This window comes from Clostridium sp. C1, from assembly GCF_018223625.1.
In the GTDB taxonomy this organism is placed as follows: Bacteria; Bacillota_I; Bacilli_A; order Erysipelotrichales; family Coprobacillaceae; genus Allocoprobacillus.
The window spans coordinates 1,240,045-1,261,160 of the sequence record NZ_CP073631.1; the positions used below are offsets into that span (position 1 = coordinate 1,240,045).

Here is a 21,116-nt window from a genome sequence, read left to right on the forward strand (position 1 = left end):
ACAAGCTATCATCAGACGTGTTTTCTTCTTATCGTATATCCTGTTTATTGCCTAACATAATCTTGACTTTTTGACCTTGTTCTATTTGTTCACCTACACGTGGCAATTGATCAATCACATATTCTCCTTCTCCCAAAAACTCAAAACCATAATTTTCATTTTGGACTTCAGATTTTTTCTTACCAATATAATTTTCTACATCATAGGCAGGAACATCTGTCCAGACATAGGCTTTTTCCCTCTGTTTCGTTACTTTTGGTATTTCTAAAGCAGGTAAAACATCCATAAAAATCTTTCTGGCAATAGGAGCAGCTGTTGTCCCACCATATTGAACACATTTTTTGGGATTATCCATAGCGAGATACAAAACAATCTGAGGATTATCAATCGAAGCAACACCCAAAAAAGATAAAATATATCCATTCCCTGCATATGTTCCATTGATGGCACGTTGAGCTGTTCCCGTTTTTCCACCAATACGATAACCATCAATATAGGCATTTTTACCCCCACCATCTGTCACAACACCTTCTAAGGCATCTCTGACTTTGGCAGATGTTTGTGCTGTAATCACCTGTTTTATCATTTTTGGTTTTGTTTCACTGATCACTTCATGTGTTTTGCTATTATATATTTTATTGACAATATAGGGCTGATAAAGCTTTCCTCCATTGACACAGGCACAGACAGCTCTTACCAGTTGAATCGGTGTGACAGATATTCCTTGACCAAAAGCCACTGTTGCCTGTTCTACTTCATTGAACTTATCATAAGCAAACATGATACCACTTGATTCTCCCATCATATCGACACCTGTTTTCTTCGTTAAACCAAAATCTTGTATATACTGATATAAACGTTCTTTCCCTAACCTGCGACCAATCTCCACAAAACCGGGATTCGATGAATTTTGTAATACTTCACGAAAAGTCTGTAAGCCATGTCCTCCTTTTTTCCATGATTTAATTCTTGCTCCACCAACAATTTCATACCCTTTATCATAGTAAGTATCCTTATCCATATCAAATAGATTTTCATTCAAGGCACTACTGAAAGTGATAATTTTAAAGGTTGAACCTGGTTCATATGACTTCCATATGGGTAAATTACGATTATAGATTTCACTATCAGCATTTTGATAGTCATTAGGATCAAAATCTGGTTTGGAACATATAGCCAGTATTTTTCCATTACGAGGGTCCATTGCCAGACATAAAATAGAATCAGGATCATAAGTTGCATAGGCATTATTCAATTCTCTTTCTACAACATCCTGAACACGTGTATCAATCGTTAATTCTATATCCATTCCTGCAGTAGGATATTCATATTTTGCTGGATAAATATTTAAATTTTGTCCTTTAGCATTCATATAATAATGAATGCTGCCATTGACTCCAGAAAGATATTGATCATATTGTCGTTCTAATCCTACCAGTCCTTGATTATCTATCCCAACAAATCCCAATGTTTGAGCCAGATAATTTTGAAAAGGATAATAACGCAATGTATCTTGTACAAGATATACACCCGGTAATTTTAAACGATCAATTTGATAAGCTTTATTTTCATCTAACTGTCTGCCTTCAGGTTGAATTCTTTCTACAGAAACCTTTTTTTGAATTTTTTGCAGTAATGTCTGCTCATCACATTTTAAAATACGTGATAATTCATAAGCTGTATGAATTGGATCATGAATTTGGCTTGGTACAACAATTAACGAAGATGTTGTTAAATTATCAACTAAAGTGACATGTTGAGAATCATAGATTTTTCCACGTGATGCTTCTAATGGAAAGCTACGTTGCCATGATTCTGTTGCTTTTAAGCTTAATTCCTGATAAGCAAAAAATTGACTATATCCTAAACGCAGTACAATGCATAAAATAATGATGGTCATGACAATATTAACCCATTGAATCTTTTTGATCATACGAGAAAAAATCATTTTTATCACCATCATATTGTATGATTTCTTTTATAAAATATGAAAATAGGAACTTCAAAAGTTCCTATTTTGCAGTCACTGTAATTTTTTGATTTGATTTGAGTTTTGTTCCTTTCGTTACACTCTGTTTATAAATTGTACCTTCGCCTTTAAACTCAATATCCACATGAGCCATCGTACCAAAGGCTTCTGCTTCCTTTCGTGACCAGCCCGTCATCGAAGGCATGGTTATATTCGTTCCATTCGTCTGTAAAAATACACGAGATTTCGATGAAACTTCAGTTTGAGCTTTTGGATATTGACTCATGACAATATCACCATCTCCAATGACAAGCGATGAAAGCTGATGATTAGAAAGAACTTCTTTAGCGTAATCAACACTTTGATTCATATAATTATCTAAAACAAATGTTGATGTTTCCACAACTTGTGATGGCTGTGTATTTAATTTATTCAAAGCTGCACGAATACCTCCCTGTACAACCTTTGCGGCAGATGTCGTACTTGATGAACTTCCCTGATACCACATAACTAAAATCACTTGAGGATCATCATAAGGTGCCATTCCTACAAAACTATGTGTATAATAACCACTACGATATCCACCTGACTCAGAAGCTACCTGCCCTGTTCCCGTTTTTCCAATCAAACTCACATCATCCATGCGATAATTGTATCCGGTACTTCCTTCTTCATTAATAACACCTTTCAACAATTCTCGAACTTGTTTGACTGTATCTACTGAATAAATCTGTTTAGAATACTGTGTTTTGGCTTCATAAAGTGTTTCTTGACTATCACTATTGACAACTTTTTCAACCAGATATGGCTCTACCATTTTTCCATCATTCGCAAAAGCACTATAAGCACGAATCAATTGTAAAGCAGTAAATGTAGAACCTTGACCAAATCCTGTTGTTAAATATTCTAGAGTTCTTTCACCTTCACGCTTATATCCTGCAAAACCAGCCGCTGAAGTTAAGCCATCAATACTGCTTTCTTTAAAGAATCCTAAATCTTCATAATCTTGAAGTAAAGATTGTTTATCTGTTTTTTCACTCAAGATATGACAAATTCCTGTATTACTTGAATAATAAAATCCTTTTTTATAACTTATTGTTCCCCAACCACGACCACTATTATGGTCATTAATTGTAGCAACCGTTTTCCCATTGACTTTATAATGAAACTTTCCAGATTGATATGTATCATCAACATCTAATTTTTGATCATTAATCGCATTTCCATAAACAAATGATTTAAAAACTGATCCCGGTTCTACTGGTTCATTTAAAAATAAATCCACATAATTTTTAATATCACGTTCATTAGGATCAAAAGATGGATAATTAGAAATCGCCAACAATTTCCCTGTCTTGGCATCCATGATACCACATGTTGCTTTTTCTGGTTTTAATTCTTCAATCATCTTTTCCATCTGCATATCTAATTCTGTTTGAACATCTGTATCAATCGTTAAATAAACATCATTTCCAGCAACGGGTGCAGTTTCACTTAAAATCCCATTAGGCAAAACATTATTATTGTTATCGGCGAGATAAGTTCTTTCTCCATCTGTCCCAGATAATTCATCATCAAAAGCTTGTTCAATACCCATTTTTCCTACCAATGTCTGTACTGTTTTTCCTTTGATTTCATCTGTAACAGCTTGAGCATATCCAACCTCATAAGAAGCAAAATCACCATAACGATAATTTCTTGTTGTAATTTCATCAAACTCCAGACCCGGTAATTTTAAAGCATCAATTTGATCTTTAACGAGTGAAGAAAGATTATTTCCATAACTTCCAAATTCAACTTGATAAGTGTCTTTCTTTAATTGCTTCAAAATATCTTCTTCATCCATTCCAATAATTGGTGCTAATGCTTTTGCCGTTGCTTCAGGATCAACAACATAATCTGGCTTTTTATCCAAAGTTAAGTGGGTTTTTGATAAAATAGCATAAAGCTTATATGTTTTCATATCACCCGCAATGACTTCATTATCACTTGAATAAATCGTTCCACGTTTGGCAGATAAAATATCTGTCTTACTTTCACCACGACTTTCAGCATATTCTTCAATATCATTTCCACTGACAAAATGTTTACCAGTAGCTCCCAGATAAATGACATTGCATACCATACAAACAATAACCACCATAATAATGCAATAAACAATTTTAGCACTTTGATTATTATTTTTTTTCATTGCCATTATTCTTCAGGAACTCCTACAACGGCAGCTGTGGCAGTATTTTGTTTATATGTATATCCCTTCGCTTGAGCAACTGATTCCAGACGAGAAAAAGATGCCAATTCTAATTTTTTCATATCTAACCCGTCAATATCTGATTCAATTGTCTTAATGTCTTTTTCTAATTTATTACATGCAACATTGATTGTTGATTCATAAGAATTTAAAGCAACAATTCCCACAACAAAAACAATAAAACTCATCACTAATAAACGTTTTGAAAATCTTAAAAATCTTGGTTCTCTTTTCTTATTTCTCATCTTCATATATCCTTTCTATAATTCTTAATTTTGCTGAATGTGAGCGATGATTTTCTAATAATTCTTCATCGCTTGCTACAATTGGTTTCTTTGTTATTTTTTTAAATTGAGGTTTTAAATATTCTGGAACAACAGGCATTCCTCTTGGTAACTCCGGTTGTTTCGTTACTTCTTGAAAAGTATATTTACAAATCTTATCTTCCAAAGAATGAAAAGTAATCACTGCAATACGCCCATGAACATTTAAAAGTGTCAAAGCATCATTTAAAGCCTGTTCAAAAACATTTAGTTCGTCATTAACTGCAATCCTTAAAGCCTGAAAAGTTCGCTTGGCTGGATGTCCCCCTTTTCTTCTGGCTGGAGCTGGTATTGCTTCTTTAATAATATCGACAAGCTCAAAAGTCGTTTCGATAGGTTTTTCTTCACGATGACGTGCAATGGCTCTGGCAATCTGTTTAGCAAACTTTTCATCAGAATATTTATATAACCATGTGATTAAATCTGACACTGGTGCCTGGTTGACCAGTTCATAGGCACTGATTTTTTGATTTTGGTCCATTCGCATATCTAAACGAGCATCGTAGTTATAACTAAAACCACGTTCACCATCATCAAACTGTGGCGAAGATACACCCAAATCAAAAACAAATCCATCCACGTGGCTGACACCACGTTTTGCCAGTTCCTCTTTTAAATTTTTAAAATTAGCATAAATAATAGTAAAACGATCAGAAATCTGTGCCAGACGTTCTTGAGCCGCCGCTATAGCCGTTTGGTCTTGATCAAAACAATACAGATGTCCTGTCGTTAAACGTTTGAGAATCTCCTGACTATGTCCACCACCACCCAGTGTACAGTCTACATAGATTCCATCTTCTTTGATATTTAAACCATCAATTGTTTCTTGAAGTAATACACTGATATGATGAAACATAACGTCCTCCTAATCTAAATCATCAATATTTTCTGAAATGTCATCAAACTGATCCATATTGTCATCATAGAAGCAATCCCACATTTGGCTATCCCATAATTCAATGTGATCTCCTGCCCCTACAATCACGCATTCTTTTTGAAGCTGACCTTCATTTCTTAAAACCTGAGGAATATTAATACGTCCTAATTTGTCAAATTCACATTCCGTTGCTCTGGAAGTGACCAAACGAATAAATATTCTGTTTTTTTTCTTTGTTTTTGGTAATTTCATGAGTGATTGATAATATGTTTGCCACCCTTCAACAGTATAAACAGCCAGACAACCTTCATTACCACGAGTGACATAGACTTTTTCACCACATTCAAGACGCATTTTGGCTGGAATACTCAAACGTCCTTTTGCATCTATATTGTGCCTATATTCACCTATGAACACTTCAAAATCACCCACTTTTATACATTTCTATACATTTTTTAACACTTCATACCACCATTATATACTATTTAGAAGATGATGTATAGAAAAAACATGATTTATTTTTTGATTTTTTATAATAAAAAAGTGGCTTATTTTCGCCACTTATCGTTAATTTTCCATATTTTAACAAATTATCAAAAAGGTTTTGACTGATGATCAGATAACCACGAAGAAAAAAGATAAAACCATAGAAAAACAATCGAACTACATGTCCATGTGATAGGATATGCCCAAAAGACAAGATGAATATCATGAATAAAATATAAAGCAATGCTCATATATAAAACACGCACAATACACCAGAAAACCATCATGACAAGCATCGGTACCATTGACTTTCCTGCCCCTCGTAAAATACCAGCAATACAATGTGAAAAAGCTAATAAAAAATAAAATAATGTCACTGTTCTAGCTTGCGCTGTTCCAAATCCCACAACATCCACCGTAGAATCAAATAAACTGATTAAAAATGGTGCTGCTATAAAAATCACAATCCCGATGATTTGAGCAAGTATTAATGAACATATAATCCCAAAGCGTGTTCCTTTTTTCACACGATCATATTTTTTGGCCCCCATATTCTGTGATACAAAGGTCGTCATGGCTAAGGCAAAGCATGTAATTGGTAAAAAACCAAATCCTTCAATTTTAGAATATGCGCCACATCCTGCCACTGCCATTTTTCCAAAACTGTTAATATAGCTTTGAACAACCACATTAGCTAACGCAATAATGGAATTTTGAATTCCTGCTGGTAATCCATTTTGAATAACTTGTTTCAACATGGGTATATCGAAACGAATGTCTTTGATTACGAGTGGATAAGATGGATGTTTTAAAAGATATAAAAAGCATAAAACAGCACTGACAACTTGTGATATAACAGTCGCTATCGCAGCTCCATCTACACCCATATGAAAAACAGTAATCAATACAATATCCAAAACAACGTTAATCACTGAAGAAATAATCAAATAATATAAAGGATGTTTACTATCTCCCAGTGCCTGTAAAATACCGGTAAAAGCATTATATAAAACAAAAGCTAGTGAACCCATAAAATAAATACGAAAATAAATAATAGAATCAGGTAAAACATCTTGTGGTGTTCCCATTAAAACAAGTATCTTAGGTGCAAAAATCACCCCTACCCCAGTCAAAACAAGTCCACAGATAATTCCTAAGGCGACAGTCGTATGAATGGATAGATGAACACGGCGATGATCATGCGCACCAAAAAAACGTGCAATGACAACACCTGCCCCTACTGAAAGACCATTAAAGAATCCAACAAGTAAAAAAATCAAATTACCAGAAGAAGCGACTGCTGCTAAGGCACTTGACCCTAAAAAATTACCCACGATTAAAGAATCTGCAGTATTATATAACTGTTGAAATAAGTTTCCTAAAAATAAAGGAATCGCAAAATAAATAATTTTCTTTGCTATTGAACCCTCTATCATTGTATTTGTATCTTCCATAAACTTTCCTCCCCCTTCACTATTTTAGCACTAATGCTTTTCTAAATATACAAACATCTGTTATAATCATAAAAAATCATCAAGAAAAAGGAGAAACATTATGAAGTCGACATTAATCATTGGTTCAAGTGTCTGTGATGTCAATATCTATGTTCAACAATTTCCACAAATCACAGGCGATGAAAATATTATAAAACAAGAAATGACAATGGGTGGATGTGCCTGGAATGTAAGTGCAGTTTTTAGACAATTACAACTTCCTTATACTCTTTTTTCACCCATTGGCAAAGGATTCTATGGTGATTTTGTCAAAGCACAGTTTCAAAAAAATCATGTTCCTGTTTTGATTGAAACATCACAAAAGAATGGATGTTGTTATTGTGTGGTAGATAAGCAGGGAGAACGTACTTTTCTTTGTGAACATGGTGCTGAATATGTTTTTCATAAGGAGTGGTTCACACAATTAGATATGTCTTTATATCAAGCTATTTATATTTGTGGATTAGATATTGAAGAAGATCACAAACAAGTGATTTATCAGTTTTTAAAACAATATCCTCATCATACTTTATATTTTGCTCCCGGACCTCGTCTTTTCAAAATCCCTCAACAAGCCATGCATAACATTCTTTCCCTTCATCCCATTTTACATCTCAACAAGCAGGAAATCCTTACCTATACCCATCAAAATGACTTAGAAAATGCCTGTAAGATACTTTATACAAAGACACAACAACCAATAATTGTTACACTTGGTCAGGAGGGATGTTATTTCTATAATCAAACACAAAACTTTTATATTCCAACTCAAAAAGTTCCCGTCTTTAATACCAATGGTGCTGGTGATACCCATTTGGGTGCTATTATGGCTTATCGTATTCAAGGCGTTATCTGGGAAGAAAGCTTACAAAAAGCGAATGATATGGCGGCTATGAAGATATCAAAAAACTCTGTAAAGTAATCCACCTTACAGAGTTTTTCATTTATAAATCCAAACCATCTAAAACATCTTTTAAAGCTTTAGCACTTGTTTGTAATTTTTCATTTTCATCATTATTCAAGTAAATATCTACAACTTTTTCAACACCATTTTGTCCAATGACAGTTGGAATACTTAGACAAATATCATTTAATCCAAATTCTCCCTGCATTAAACTTGAAATTGGTAAAACAGCATGTTCATCTTTCACAATTGCTGTTGCAATACGTTTGACAGCTACTGCTACACCATAGTAAGTTGCACCTTTTCTTTTAATAATTTCATAAGCACTATCACGAACTTCTTGAGCCAGTCTTTCCATAGATTCTTCATGATTAAAATGACCACGCAATTCACAGAAATGATTAATGTGAATACCTGCAACCTGTGCCCCTGACCAGACAACCAGTTCACTGTCCCCATGCTCACCAATAATATAAGCATGAATATCTCGAGGATCGACTTGTAAATGTTTACCTAAAACATATTTCAATCTCGCTGTATCAAGAACTGTTCCTGAACCAATAACACGATGAGCAGGGAATCCTGATAATTTCAATGCCACCTCAGTTAAAATATCAACAGGATTAGAAACAATCAATAAAATTCCTTCACAATTTCTTTCTTTAATTTCAGGAATAATACTTTTAAAGATTTGAACATTCTTTTTCACTAAATCCAATCTTGTTTCATCTGGTTTTTGATTAGCTCCTGCGGTAATGACAATTAATCCCGCATCAACAATATCATCATATGTTCCAGCATAAATATTCATTGGTGTCAAATAAGCACTTCCATGACTCAAATCCATAGCTTCACCTTCAGCTTTTTGCGTATTTGCATCAATCAATACCATTTCAGAAAATAAACCTGTCTGAATCAAACTAAATGCAGATGTAGCTCCAACAAATCCACATCCAATAACAGCAACTTTTTGCATATTAACCATTTTTTATCACCTTCCATCTCTAGTATACCCCAAAATCTAAAGATTTCAAATTATATGCACAATCATTTTTTGCGAGGTGTATTCAAAGCATAACGTTTTTCAAAATATTCAAACCCACTCATTTCATCTTGCTTATAAAAACCTATTGTATAATCATCTCCAGTGATGGGAATATGTTTAGCTTTGATGATTTGATAAGCCATTTTGCTGTTTTCATCAAATGCCAATCCTGATTTTATTGTATAAACTTGTCCATCATCAAATGTAAAGGTAAAACGTGGTAAATAGATCTTAGATAAACCATATCTTTGTGTCATGGTCGATATAACGATATCAATAGAAACATTTTTTAATTGTTGCCATTGATAATGTTGATTTCTACGTTCACTTTGTTTCAATAAAAATCCTATAAGAATGGAATAGCGACTTTGAAATTGACGAGAACAAATTTGTATTCCCTGATCCGTCAATTCAATATAATCCTGTTTTGTTATAGCGATGTGATACAATGAAAGTATCAAAATCAAACTGATAACAGTCATCATCACAAACATCTTTAAATGAGGTGAATACCCTGTCAATAAAGACAGATGATATTGTGAATTTACCCAGCCAATCATGCGAGGTAAAACATCTCCAAAAACAAAACCTAAACCTATAGACAAAGCAATCATGATAAGTAAACCTGTTAGATAATCAGCAATCTGGATTCTTGTTCCTATGACAGTCGTATGTTGACTACGTAAATAATCCCCTAATTTTTTTAGACCTTGCTTGACCAATGTCTTATCAATATGTTCCTGTTCCTGTAACTGCTCCTGTGTTAAAACATCTAAAACAGGAATACCTTTATCTTGAAACTCTTGACATATCTGTTGGATATATTGTAAAGAAGCAATTTTTGTATCTAACTTTTGAATATGATGTTCTAAAACTGTCTGAAAATTTGTTGATTGGTCTAAAATAGCTGCAATATCCTCAATCGGAATTTCTAATTCTCTTAAAAAACGGATTTTTTTCAGTCTATCTATATCCTGCATATTGTAATCACGATAACCATTTTCATCTCTATGAGGATGAATCAAATGCATTTTTTCATAATAACGTAAAGCATGTGAACTGATAGATAATTGCTTTTCTACTTCCTTAATTTTCATCTTTTCCACCTTCCTCGCTTACATTGTAAACCTTAGAGTCACACGAAGGTCAATATATTTATGAAAAATCATATAAAAAAATTGATTTCAAGCATATAAAATGTTGGATAACTTGACTTTTATGGTAAAAATACCTATACTTCTAAATGAAGTTTAAAAATGAGGGGTATGTTATATGGAGGAAACAAAAAAGCAAGAAAAACAGACAAGAAAAAAGGTTCGCATAAGAAAAGATCATGTTTTGAAAGCACTGCTTATTTTAGGGGCACTCATTATTGTTGTTTATCTTTTTGGATGTTTCTATTATCATGACAAATTTATGAGTCGTACAGCTATTAATGATATTGATGTTTCAGGAATGACTTACAAACAAGCCAGTGATACACTTGAAGATGCACTGACAAATCAGACATTATCATTGACTTTTGTTGATAATCAAAAAGAAACTTTAAAACAAGATCAAAGTGGTATCACTTTTAATCCTAATAACAGCATTCAAAAGGAAATGGATAAACAGAATCCTTTTTTATGGTTTACACATTTCTTTCAATCTACAGATATCAATTTAAATGATTTATTAATCACAGATCAAAAACAATTAGAAAAAGCTGTGACATCTTTAAAACATGTACAAGATGAACAAATTGCACCAGTGGATGCAAAAGTAGAGTATAAAGATGAACAATTTGTGATTACACCTGAAGTTTTTGGAACAACTATTCAAAATGAACAATTGATTGACGCTGTAGAAAAGGCATTTCAGACACGTCAAGATACGATTCATTTAAAAGAACAACATATTTATAAAGAACCAAAACTGACATCTCAAGATAAAATCATTACAAATTTAGAGAAACTTGCTAAAGAATATTGTGATGCGAAAATTACTTATAAAACTGTTTCTGGTAATGTTGTGTTAGATGGTAATGATTTGATTCAATGGTTATCTATTGATGAAAAAGGAAATTATTATTATGATGAGGATGAATTTAAGAAACAGGCAACAGCTTTTGTAAAAGATACTTTAGCTCCTAAAATTAATATTATTGGAAAATCAAAAACATTTAAAGGAGCCAATGGCACAAGAACTGTATCTGGTGGTAATTATGGTTATAAATTAAATCAAAGTAAAGAAGTCACTGGTTTATTAAGTGATATTAAAGCACATAAAAAAGAAACAAGAAGTCCTTCTGTAACTGGTGTACAGGCTTCTTATAGTAATGGTGGTTTAGGTAATACTTTTGTGGAAATTGACATGACAAAACAACATATGTGGTTTATCAAAAATGGTAATGTTGTTTTAGAATCTGACTGTGTTACAGGATTACCTACACCTGATCGTATCACTCCTGGTGGAACTTATTATGTTTATTTTATGCAACGTAATCGTGTATTAAGAGGGCAGATTCAAGCTGATGGAAAACCAGAATATGAAACACCTGTCGCTTATTGGATGGCGTTTAATGGTGGAATAGGTTTACATGATGCAACATGGCAATCTTCTTTTGGTGGCGACCGTTATAAAACACATGGTTCTCATGGTTGTATCAACTTACCATTGAATGTTGCTGCTTCATTATATAGTCAACTGAAAGTGAATATTCCTGTTGTTTGTTATTATTAAAAGGCTGCAAAGCCTTTTTTATTTTATGGATGTATGCTAGTATAAAGATAGGAGGAGGATTTTATGAATACTTTTTTAAAAAGATTTGTACAAATCATATTTTTCCTAGCCATTTCATGGCTTTATTTCCATATCATTCAAAAGATTATTTTTCTGTTCTCACCTTCATCTTCTCTGACATTTGATAATATCTTAGGCCTGATATGTATCTTTATTTATATCGTATTCATTATACCCTTAGCTTTAATCATCACTCATAAAATATCTATTCAATAAAAAATCCTTACTTTTTTGAGTAAGGATCTTTTTTGTTTTGTTCAAAAGGCATACGTAAAATCTTTTGTTGTTTCTCTAATGGTAAAATAGAAGCCAGACATGTCACTATGAAAAATGAAAAAATAGAATAAAATCCAAATTTAAATATACGCTTAAACATTATTTAATCACCTTCTATTAAAATATTTCCATCACTTAATACCTGAATATGACTATTAAAAAATGCTTTTGTTAACTGAATCATATCATAAGAATCTTGAACCCCTGCTGTTTCATAAGCTGAGTGCATCGCTAATTGTGGTAAACCAATATCCACACAATTCATAGATACTTGTGACATGGCAATATTTCCTAAAGTACTACCACCTACAGTATCAGAACGATTCGCAAAGAACTGTAATGAAACATTGGCTTTTTGACATAATCCCTTGATCACCGCAATACTTAAACCATCACTTGTATATTTTTGTCCGGCATGAGATTTGACGACAACTCCCTGATTCATATACACGCAATTATCTTGATCTGTCTTTTCAACATGATGAGGGTGTACAGCATGTGCATTATCTCCACTTAACATAAAACTATTAGCTAAAGCACGATAGAAATCTTCACTGTCTTGGAAAAGATGATGATGAATGCGATATAAAGTATCATACAAAAATGTTGAGGCAGCACCTTGTTTTGTTCCTGAACCCACTTCTTCGTTATCAAAACAAGCAAAAACCTGAATAGATTGAGGATGTGATCCTTGTAAAAATCCTTGTAAAGATGTATAGGCACATTGTAAATCATCTAATCGAGGGGCAGAAATAAATTCTTCATGAGCACCCCATAAAGATGGTGCAGTGCGATTATATAAGTAAAGATCACTGCCATAGATAGCTTCTTCATCTACTTGTAATTCTTTTGCAATCATTTTTTTCAAATCACCTATTTGACCTTGCTTTCCAGCAAAAAGAGGCAACATATCAATTTGTTTATTATAGGCATATCCTTCATTAACTGTACGATTCATATGTATAGCCAAATGGGGAATCAAAACCAGATCACGATCAAAACTTAATAAACGTGTCTGATAAGTGTTATTTTGTTTAATCATCACACGACCGGCAATCGATAATGGTCGATCAAACCATGATGAACAAATCATTCCACCATATCCTTCTGTATTCAACATCAGATAATGGTTTTTCACTTCCATCTCTGCCTTTTCTTTTAATTTAAAAGTAGGTGAATCACTATGTGATGCCACAATCTGAAAATTATAATGATCTAATTTTTCACCAATATGAAAAGCAATTAAACTTGACTGATTACGTGTCACATAATATTTTCCACCTTTTGCCATAGACCATTTTTGACTTTCTGATAATTCTTGATATCCTGCTTCATTCAACATTTTTTTCATTGTATCTACAGCATGGAAAGCTGTTGGACTTTGTTGAATAAAAGACATTAACTGTTGAGAAACTTCTTTATACATTTTTATACCTCCGTTTTTATTATTGTATCATAAATGATATCAAATAGGACTTTTTTCTAATAATTTTATGCCTTCCTCTACTGAAGAAATATATACTTCTCTTAAACCATATTCATCTTCACATGATACAATATCATAAAATTCTAAATCATCTAAAATATAATCAATTCGTGAAAGAGGAATTTGGAGCTGTTGATAAAGCAAATCTTCAGAAGCATAATTCGCATTTATAATGACCTGCAAAATATCTTCATAAGGATGATGATCAGAATGATGAAAACGATAAAATAAAGCGTGACGATTCGCACGACGACGCATTAAAGCCAATTTTTCTCCATCCCATAAAATGACACCATTATTTTTTGCTAGAGCATAAGCCTGTCTTGTAAAAGTCTGATTAGTAACAACGACTGCTTCATCATAATCATAATACTCACAACCACTATAAGCCTGTTGAATCGCACTGACACCTACTGGCTTACTATAATACTTACATTGAAAAGCATATCTAACACCTCGATAACTGGCTAGAATATCAACCCCATAATCCCCACTTTGACGTGTTAAACGCAAATGTTTATAACCTAGTCGTTTCAATATTTCATAAACATATTGTTCAAATTCAATGCCAGTCATATGCTTTTTTAAACGAGGAATCCAGCCAAATATCCAACCTAACAATGAACCACATAAACGTCCTAACAAATGAATCAGCCATCGAAATAATTTCCAAATCCACTTCATGACTCTACCTCATCTTGTTGTTTAATTTCATCCAATAAAATGTCATCTCCATAACGTATAAATTTCCAATATTCTACAAAAGTATCATGATGACTCTCTATGACTTGTTCATCTTGAACCATCGTATCATTCATCTTTCCTTCAATATATACCCAGAAATAATCTTGATGATTATCTATATCATCATATAAATCAACAAGAATCACCTTAAACAATTGAATATTATCTAAAACATTCTGTTGATTTTGATATTGTTGCCATTCCATCTTTAATTGCCATCTTTCATAAAGAGCGTCACTTAAACATAGCTTGAGTGTTGTTAAATCCTGTTTTGACCAAGCCTTCTGGATTTTAAAATATTGTTCTTCTACTTTTTTCTTTAAGACTTTTTCATCCCAGAATGTATCCTGCTGATATGCTGTTTTTATATCATCTACAATCTCCTGATGCATTTTTTTGGCTTTATGACGCTTCCAGTACAGCATCATCATCAGACAGCCACCTGCACCTAAAACACCTGCAATTGGCGAACCACCTTGACGACGAGAGCTTGTATGTGGTGATGAAGTATGACTGCTATGTCCACGACTTCCTCCACCACTGCTGCTACCTCCTCCAGCACGTGCAAAAACAGGTTGACACATGAATATGAAAATGAATAAAATAATGATGACTTTTTTCATGAACATCACTTCCTACGAAAATATTTACAAAATAAAAAGTCATGATACAATAAAACAATAAAGGAGAATATGAATATGTTAATGAGTGTATCACATCTTGAAAAATATAACAATTTAAAATGTATCGCAAAAGATATTTCTTTTTCTATTCATGAACATGATAAAATAGGTTTGATTGGTCTTAATGGAGCTGGAAAATCAACTCTTTTAAAAATTTTAGCTGGTCAAGAAGATTATAAAGGAGAAATTATCAAAAAGAAAGATATCCGCATTAACTATCTTTCTCAGCATCCACAATTCCAGCCAGAAAACACCGTTCTACAACAAGTCTACCAAGAAGTTAGTCATGATATTGCCGAATATGAAATCCTTTCCATTTTAAATCGTTTTCAGATCACTCACCATCATCAACCTGTCGGTCAATTATCAGGTGGTCAAAAAAAGCGTGTTGCTTTAGCAATCGCCCTCATCAAACCTTGTGATTTACTCTTATTAGATGAACCAACCAATCATTTAGATCATGAAATGATTGAATATTTAGAAAAATTTCTTATCAAATTCAATAAAGCTTTAGTTATGATTACCCATGATCGTTATTTTCTAGAACGTATTACAAAGCGTATGATGGAATTAGACTATGGACAACTTTATTTCTATGATGCGAACTACTCACTTTATTTAGAACAAAAAGCTTTGCGAGAAGAAACACAACAAAATACACAACACAAAAGAAAACAATTTCTCAAAAAAGAACTCGAATGGGTTCGTGCTGGTGTTCAGGCACGTACAACTAAAAACAAAGGACGTCTTCAAAGATTTGAAACTTTAAGTCAACAGGAGAATGTTCCTGTTCGTCAAAACTTAGAAATGATTGATATTGCTTCACGTTTAGGTCATAAAACCATTGTTTTACATGGTGTATCACATGGTTATGATTCCGTTTTGTTTGAACCTTTTGATTATTTATTAAAAAGAAATGAACGTGTTGGTATTATTGGTATCAATGGTTCTGGCAAATCAACTTTACTCCATATTATAGCCAGAGAATTACAGCCTACAAAAGGATATGTAGAATATGGTGAAACCATTCGTATCGGTTACTTTAAACAGGGTCACGAAGATATGGATTCTCAACAAAAAGTGATTGACTATATTCAAGATGAAGCCCGTTATCTCCAGACACGTCAAGGTGAGTTTTCCGCTAAACAAATGTGTGAAAAATTTCTATTTGATAAAGATATGCAATATACGCCTATTGGTCGTTTATCTGGTGGCGAAAAAAGACGCTTATATTTATTAAAAGTCTTAATGAGTGCTCCTAATGTCTTGTTATTAGATGAACCAACTAACGATTTAGATATTACGACATTACAGATTTTAGAAGACTATTTAGATAGCTTTCAAGGAATAATCATCACTGTATCCCATGATCGTTATTTCTTAGATCGTCTTTGTGATACGCTTTGGGTGTTTAATCATCAGCGTATTGAAATTCATAATGGAGGCTATAGTGATTATATGTTGAATGCACAACCTGTTCAACGCAAAGTCAAAAAGGCAGTGAAACCTCAAAAAGAACGTGCTGTCAGATTAACATATCATGAAAAAAAGGAACTTCAAACATTAGAAGAAACACTTCCTTTACTAGAACAACAGCTTCATGAATTAGATGAACAACTTCATCATGTCAGTGATTTTGCTTCTATCCAAGCTCTTTCTTGTCAAAGAAATCAATTAGAGGAAGATATTGAAATCAAAAGCAATCGTTGGCTTATTCTATTAGAAAAAGAAGAACAGTCACATTAAGACTGTTCTTCTTTTTCTTTGACTTTAATTTTAATTGTCATTTGTTCATCAACTTGAATATCTTCACTTTCTTCTTGTGTTGCAAACAAAGGAATCTCTGTTTCAAGTTCATCTAAATCAGTTGAATTCATTTTGACTTTTAATGCCATAAGACCCTCCTATAAAATATCCTGTAATAATGTCACTGTTGCCATTGCATCTTGGCAATAATAATCAGCCCCTATTTCTCTAGCAATATCCGCTGTGAGTACAGCTCCTCCTACCCAGATAGGACAATCACAATGAGCTTCTTTTAATGCCTGAATCGTTTTTTGCATATGGACGACTGTTGTTGTCATTAAAGCACTCAAACCTATCGCCTGAGGGTGATATTGTTGATAGGCTTCCACAACACGTTCTTTTTTCACATCTTTTCCTAAATCAATCACTTGATAACCGTAACTTTCCAAAATAACTTTAACAATATTCTTTCCAATATCATGAACATCACCTTCAACAGTACACATAACAACTGTCGCTTTTGCAGCATCTTGTTGATGAAACGTTGATTTAATGACTTCAAAAGCAAGTTTTGTTGTTTCTGCTGATTGAATCAGTTGTGGTAAAAAGATACGATTTTTTTCATAATCATCACCCACTTGATTCAGTGCTGGAATAATGATTTGATCAATGATTTCTAAAGCTTGTTTTGTTTGTAAGAGTTCCTGTGTTTTGGCTTTCACTTCATCTTTTAAACCATGAATAATGATATCATGCAATGTAAAATCCGTTGTAGGAAAGACTGGTTGCACGGTGTGCTGGGATTGTTTTTCAATGTATTGAATTGCATCTTTATCTTGATAAGAGAGAACACGATAAGCATCAATCGTATCCATTAATTGTTGATCTAAAGGATTAATAATCGGTAAATTTAATCCTGCCTGTAATGCCAGTGCTAAAAAGGTACGATTAAGCAAAGGACGATGAGGTAAACCAAAGGATACATTAGATACACCTAATGTCGTATAAAGAGATAATTCATTTTTAACTAATGATACAGCTTTTAATGTTTCTTGTACTTCTTTTTGTTGAGCTGAAGCTGTTAAAGTTAAACAATCAATAATGATATCTTTTGATGGTATTTGATAAGTTTTTGCTTTTTGTATAATTTTTTTGGCAAGTGTTAATCTTTCATCTGCATATAAAGGAATTCCATCTTGTAATGTTAATCCAATAACAACACCACCATATTTTTGAACAATCGGAAAAATAGCTTCCATAACTTCCTCTTTAGCATTCACTGAATTAATTAATGGCTTTCCATTATAATAACGACATGCTTTTTCAATGACTTCTGGCGAAGAAGAATCAATCTGTAAAGGCAAATCAATCACTTCCTGCAACATTTTGAGAACAGTGACCATCACCTGTTTTTCATCAATACCAGGTAAACCCACATTAACATCCAATATATCTGCGCCAGCTCTTTGTTGTTGAATGGCTTCTTTCACATATTCTTCATAGTTTCCTTCTTTTAAAGCCGCTTTCAATTTCTTTTTCCCAGTCGGATTAAGTCTTTCACCACAAACAACCACTTGTCCTTCAAATAAAACTGTCTGATGAGCACTGGACACAGCAGTATAAGGTAAGACTTCTCGGGGTTGACTATATGAAGGCAAATGCTCTTTTAAACCAGCAATAAATTCTGGTGTCGTTCCACAACATCCACCAATAATATTAACACCAAGCTGTGCATATTCTTTCATAGCTTCTACAAATTCATCACTTTTCATTGGATAACATGTATGACCATGTTCTAAACAAGGTAATCCAGCGTTTGGTTGAACAATGACTGGCACAGAAGCATATTTTAAAATCGTTTTGACAATCGGTAATAGTTCAACTGGTCCTAGTGAACAATTCACACCAAGAGCATCGACCTTTAATCCTTCAACTACATTGACAAATGTGAGAGGATCTGTTCCTGTTAGAGTACGCTGATGAGCTTCAAATGTCATTGTCACAAACACAGGTAAATCACTATTTTCTTTGACAGCTAAAATACCTGCTTTAACTTCATATAAATCTGTCATTGTTTCTAATAAAACAGCATCAACATCATCTTTTACCATTAAAACCTGTGAAGCAATCATTTCATAAGCTTCATCAAAGCGAAGTGTCCCTAGTGGTTCCAATAACTGGCCTATAGGTCCAATATCTAAAACAATATAAGCATCTGGATTCACTTCATCTCTTGCTTTTTTAGCATTTTTCACAGCGGCTTTCAATAAATCACAATAACAATATCCACTTTCCTGCATCTTTAAAGGATTACACCCAAAAGTATTCGTCGTGATAAAATGAGCCCCAGCCTTAAGATATTGCTTATGAATATCAATAATCATCTCAGGGTGTTCTATATTATAAACTTCTGGTATCTCCCCTGCTTTCATTCCATACTTTTGCAACATTGAACCCATAGCACCATCAAAAATCAATAATTCTTTCTTTAATCTTTCACGTAACATCTTTGTCCCCCTTTCCTTAATTCACAACTTTCTTTGCGAATACACGATAAACATGTTTTTTTCATATTTTTTCCAATCCCTATAAGACCAATCATCGACTTCATTGGAATCAATAAGCCCGAACTATTCATACTGACACCTAATTTTTTATCAATCTGCAACAAAGTTGCGAATGTTTTATTGAGCTGCATTGGTATATCTCCATAACCCGGTGCCAAACGAAACGTTCGTTCTTTAAAATCTAAAGTCTTTTCAAAATCATCACAACATTCCTCTAAATACGCATTACTCACGGCATCAAATACAACAGCTTTATGCATATCAATATGTTCATAATACTTCAATTGACGATCAATCATTGTTGAGAGCGTACAGGCAATAATACAACATTCATGACAATCTTTGAAATAAAACTTTAAATCATCTGATACCAAAGGAATATTCACTTCTTTCAACATCAAGGGATGATGGGATAAATGATAAATTTGATAGACAGCTTTAAATTGTGCAATCGTCTGGACTTCATGAATACATTCATCTATGAATTGTTCAGTTGTCTGGTCCATGACCGTTTGAGCTTGAAGATAATGTCTGATGAGTTGTTTATTCATGATTTAACTCTTTTAATACAGTAGGAATATTTTGAAAAATAGCTTTCGCTATTTCAGGTTTATTCATTGTATAAATATGGATACCATCAACTCCATTTGTGATTAAATCAATAATCTGATGTGTTGCATAATTAATTCCTATTTCTTTCATAGCTTGAGGATAATGATAGTAAGATTCAATCATTGTTGATAATTCATATGGAATTGAACATCCACATAATTTGGCTGTTCTTAATAATGATTTAGAATGTGTGACAGGCATAATTCCAGCTAGAATCGGTACTGTAATACCTCTTTTTCTAGCCTCTTTAACCAAACGATAGTAATAATGATTATCAAAGAAAATCTGTGTAATCAGATACTCAGCTCCGGCATCTACCTTTTCTTTTAAAGCCTTTAAATCGTCTTCTAAGCAACTGGCTTCTTGATGCACCTCAGGATAACAGGCCCCAGATAAACAAAAATCATCTGGAAAATGAGATGAAATAAATTGATTTAAATCTTTTGCATAATGAAAAGCCAGTTCATGTTGAAGACCATCTTGAGGATAATCTCCACGTAAAGAGAGAATATTTTCTATATTGTTGTCTTTTAATTGTTGACAGATATCTAATATTTCTTGTTGTGTTGAAGAAATACATGTCAAATGAGCAACTGCTTCAATATGGTATTGATTTTTAATCGTAGATGCGATTTCAACAGTTTTTCCTTTTGTTGAACCACCAGCCCCATAAGTGACACTGATAAAATCTGGATTTAAATGTGATAATTCTTCAATTGTATAATAAATAGATGAAATATCTCCTTCTTTATTTTTAGGCGGAAAAACTTCAAAAGAAATAGTTGCTTTCTTTTTTAATATTTCAGAAATTTTCATATTGTTACCTCCATTTTTTGTTTATTTTATAACACAAAAAAAGAATAGTCAAAAACT

General features: G+C 33.1%; 19 protein-coding genes. 3 read left to right on the forward strand and 16 right to left on the reverse strand.

Translation table 11 applies throughout. The annotated features are described in order from the left end of the window. Positions 1-28: 28 nt before the first annotated feature. The 6 genes from KEC48_RS06720 to KEC48_RS06745 form a co-directional block, all read right to left on the reverse strand. Positions 29-1,963 carry a penicillin-binding transpeptidase domain-containing protein gene (locus tag KEC48_RS06720; RefSeq protein WP_249191416.1) on the reverse strand — a complete coding sequence of 645 codons (1,935 nt, stop codon included), beginning with the start codon at positions 1,961-1,963 and terminating at the stop codon, positions 29-31. A 49-nt stretch (positions 1,964-2,012) separates the two neighbouring features. Continuing rightward, positions 2,013-4,166: a penicillin-binding protein gene (locus KEC48_RS06725; RefSeq protein WP_211965025.1), complete on the reverse strand. Its 2,154-nt coding sequence runs from the start codon at positions 4,164-4,166 to the stop codon at positions 2,013-2,015. Next, on the reverse strand, positions 4,166-4,465 hold the full coding sequence (locus KEC48_RS06730) for a hypothetical protein (protein ID WP_087356945.1): 300 nt from the start codon (positions 4,463-4,465) through the stop codon (positions 4,166-4,168). Before KEC48_RS06730 ends, KEC48_RS06725 begins: the two co-directional genes overlap by 1 nt. After that, entirely contained in the window at positions 4,455-5,399 is a 945-nt protein-coding gene (rsmH, locus tag KEC48_RS06735) for a 16S rRNA (cytosine(1402)-N(4))-methyltransferase RsmH (RefSeq protein WP_211965026.1), read from the reverse strand. The genes KEC48_RS06730 and rsmH overlap by 11 nt, the downstream gene beginning before the upstream one ends. A gap of 9 nt (positions 5,400-5,408) precedes the next feature. Continuing rightward, positions 5,409-5,852 (reverse strand): division/cell wall cluster transcriptional repressor MraZ, encoded by a 444-nt coding sequence (gene mraZ / locus KEC48_RS06740; RefSeq protein ID WP_211965028.1) that lies wholly within the window; start codon positions 5,850-5,852, stop codon positions 5,409-5,411. 161 nt (positions 5,853-6,013) lie between these two features. Then, positions 6,014-7,360: an MATE family efflux transporter gene (locus KEC48_RS06745; protein ID WP_211965030.1), complete on the reverse strand. Its 1,347-nt coding sequence runs from the start codon at positions 7,358-7,360 to the stop codon at positions 6,014-6,016. Between the two features lie 100 nt (positions 7,361-7,460). Here KEC48_RS06745 and KEC48_RS06750 point away from each other — a divergent pair, with 100 nt between their 5' ends. Next, the gene (locus KEC48_RS06750; RefSeq protein WP_211965032.1) at positions 7,461-8,321 is read left to right on the forward strand and encodes a PfkB family carbohydrate kinase; all 861 of its coding nucleotides are present in this window, start codon (positions 7,461-7,463) and stop codon (positions 8,319-8,321) included. Positions 8,322-8,343: 22 nt separating this feature from the next. On the opposite strand, the gene KEC48_RS06755 is transcribed toward KEC48_RS06750, so the two are convergent. Both KEC48_RS06755 and KEC48_RS06760 read right to left on the reverse strand, forming a co-directional pair. Continuing rightward, entirely contained in the window at positions 8,344-9,288 is a 945-nt protein-coding gene (locus tag KEC48_RS06755; protein WP_087356940.1) for an L-lactate dehydrogenase, read from the reverse strand. A gap of 62 nt (positions 9,289-9,350) precedes the next feature. Further along, complete coding sequence (locus KEC48_RS06760) at positions 9,351-10,445, reverse strand: MerR family transcriptional regulator (protein ID WP_205089793.1); 1,095 nt, start codon at positions 10,443-10,445, stop codon at positions 9,351-9,353. A gap of 175 nt (positions 10,446-10,620) precedes the next feature. On the opposite strand from KEC48_RS06760, the gene KEC48_RS06765 reads away from it, so the two are divergent. Continuing rightward, positions 10,621-12,069 (forward strand): L,D-transpeptidase family protein, encoded by a 1,449-nt coding sequence (locus KEC48_RS06765; protein ID WP_205089795.1) that lies wholly within the window; start codon positions 10,621-10,623, stop codon positions 12,067-12,069. Positions 12,070-12,352: 283 nt separating this feature from the next. Here KEC48_RS06765 and KEC48_RS06770 read toward each other — a convergent pair whose 3' ends face one another. From KEC48_RS06770 to KEC48_RS06785, 4 genes are read right to left on the reverse strand one after another with little or no spacing between them, the layout of a single operon-like run. Beyond that, positions 12,353-12,505: a hypothetical protein gene (locus tag KEC48_RS06770; RefSeq protein WP_162607611.1), complete on the reverse strand. Its 153-nt coding sequence runs from the start codon at positions 12,503-12,505 to the stop codon at positions 12,353-12,355. A gap of 3 nt (positions 12,506-12,508) precedes the next feature. After that, entirely contained in the window at positions 12,509-13,831 is a 1,323-nt protein-coding gene (locus KEC48_RS06775; RefSeq protein WP_211965034.1) for a M18 family aminopeptidase, read from the reverse strand. A gap of 39 nt (positions 13,832-13,870) precedes the next feature. Beyond that, positions 13,871-14,575: a restriction endonuclease gene (locus KEC48_RS06780; RefSeq protein ID WP_087356935.1), complete on the reverse strand. Its 705-nt coding sequence runs from the start codon at positions 14,573-14,575 to the stop codon at positions 13,871-13,873. Next, positions 14,572-15,258 (reverse strand): TIM44-like domain-containing protein, encoded by a 687-nt coding sequence (locus KEC48_RS06785; RefSeq protein WP_211965036.1) that lies wholly within the window; start codon positions 15,256-15,258, stop codon positions 14,572-14,574. The genes KEC48_RS06780 and KEC48_RS06785 overlap by 4 nt, the downstream gene beginning before the upstream one ends. Positions 15,259-15,333: 75 nt before the next feature. Here KEC48_RS06785 and KEC48_RS06790 point away from each other — a divergent pair, with 75 nt between their 5' ends. Further along, a complete protein-coding gene (locus KEC48_RS06790) occupies positions 15,334-17,064 on the forward strand; it encodes an ABC-F family ATP-binding cassette domain-containing protein (protein ID WP_211965038.1) in 1,731 nt (576 codons plus the stop codon). Here KEC48_RS06790 and KEC48_RS06795 read toward each other — a convergent pair. The 4 genes from KEC48_RS06795 to metF are packed head-to-tail and all read right to left on the reverse strand — an operon-like array spanning position 17,061 to position 21,059. Next, entirely contained in the window at positions 17,061-17,213 is a 153-nt protein-coding gene (locus tag KEC48_RS06795; RefSeq protein WP_211965040.1) for a hypothetical protein, read from the reverse strand. The two genes, KEC48_RS06790 and KEC48_RS06795, sit on opposite strands and share 4 nt — an antisense overlap. Before the next feature lie 9 nt (positions 17,214-17,222). Continuing rightward, the gene (locus KEC48_RS06800; RefSeq protein WP_211965043.1) at positions 17,223-19,571 is read right to left on the reverse strand and encodes a homocysteine S-methyltransferase family protein; all 2,349 of its coding nucleotides are present in this window, start codon (positions 19,569-19,571) and stop codon (positions 17,223-17,225) included. Then, complete coding sequence (locus KEC48_RS06805; protein ID WP_087356931.1) at positions 19,553-20,182, reverse strand: vitamin B12 dependent-methionine synthase activation domain-containing protein; 630 nt, start codon at positions 20,180-20,182, stop codon at positions 19,553-19,555. The genes KEC48_RS06800 and KEC48_RS06805 overlap by 19 nt, the downstream gene beginning before the upstream one ends. Continuing rightward, complete coding sequence (gene metF / locus KEC48_RS06810; protein ID WP_205089814.1) at positions 20,175-21,059, reverse strand: methylenetetrahydrofolate reductase [NAD(P)H]; 885 nt, start codon at positions 21,057-21,059, stop codon at positions 20,175-20,177. The genes KEC48_RS06805 and metF overlap by 8 nt, the downstream gene beginning before the upstream one ends. Between the last annotated feature and the right edge of the window lie 57 nt (positions 21,060-21,116).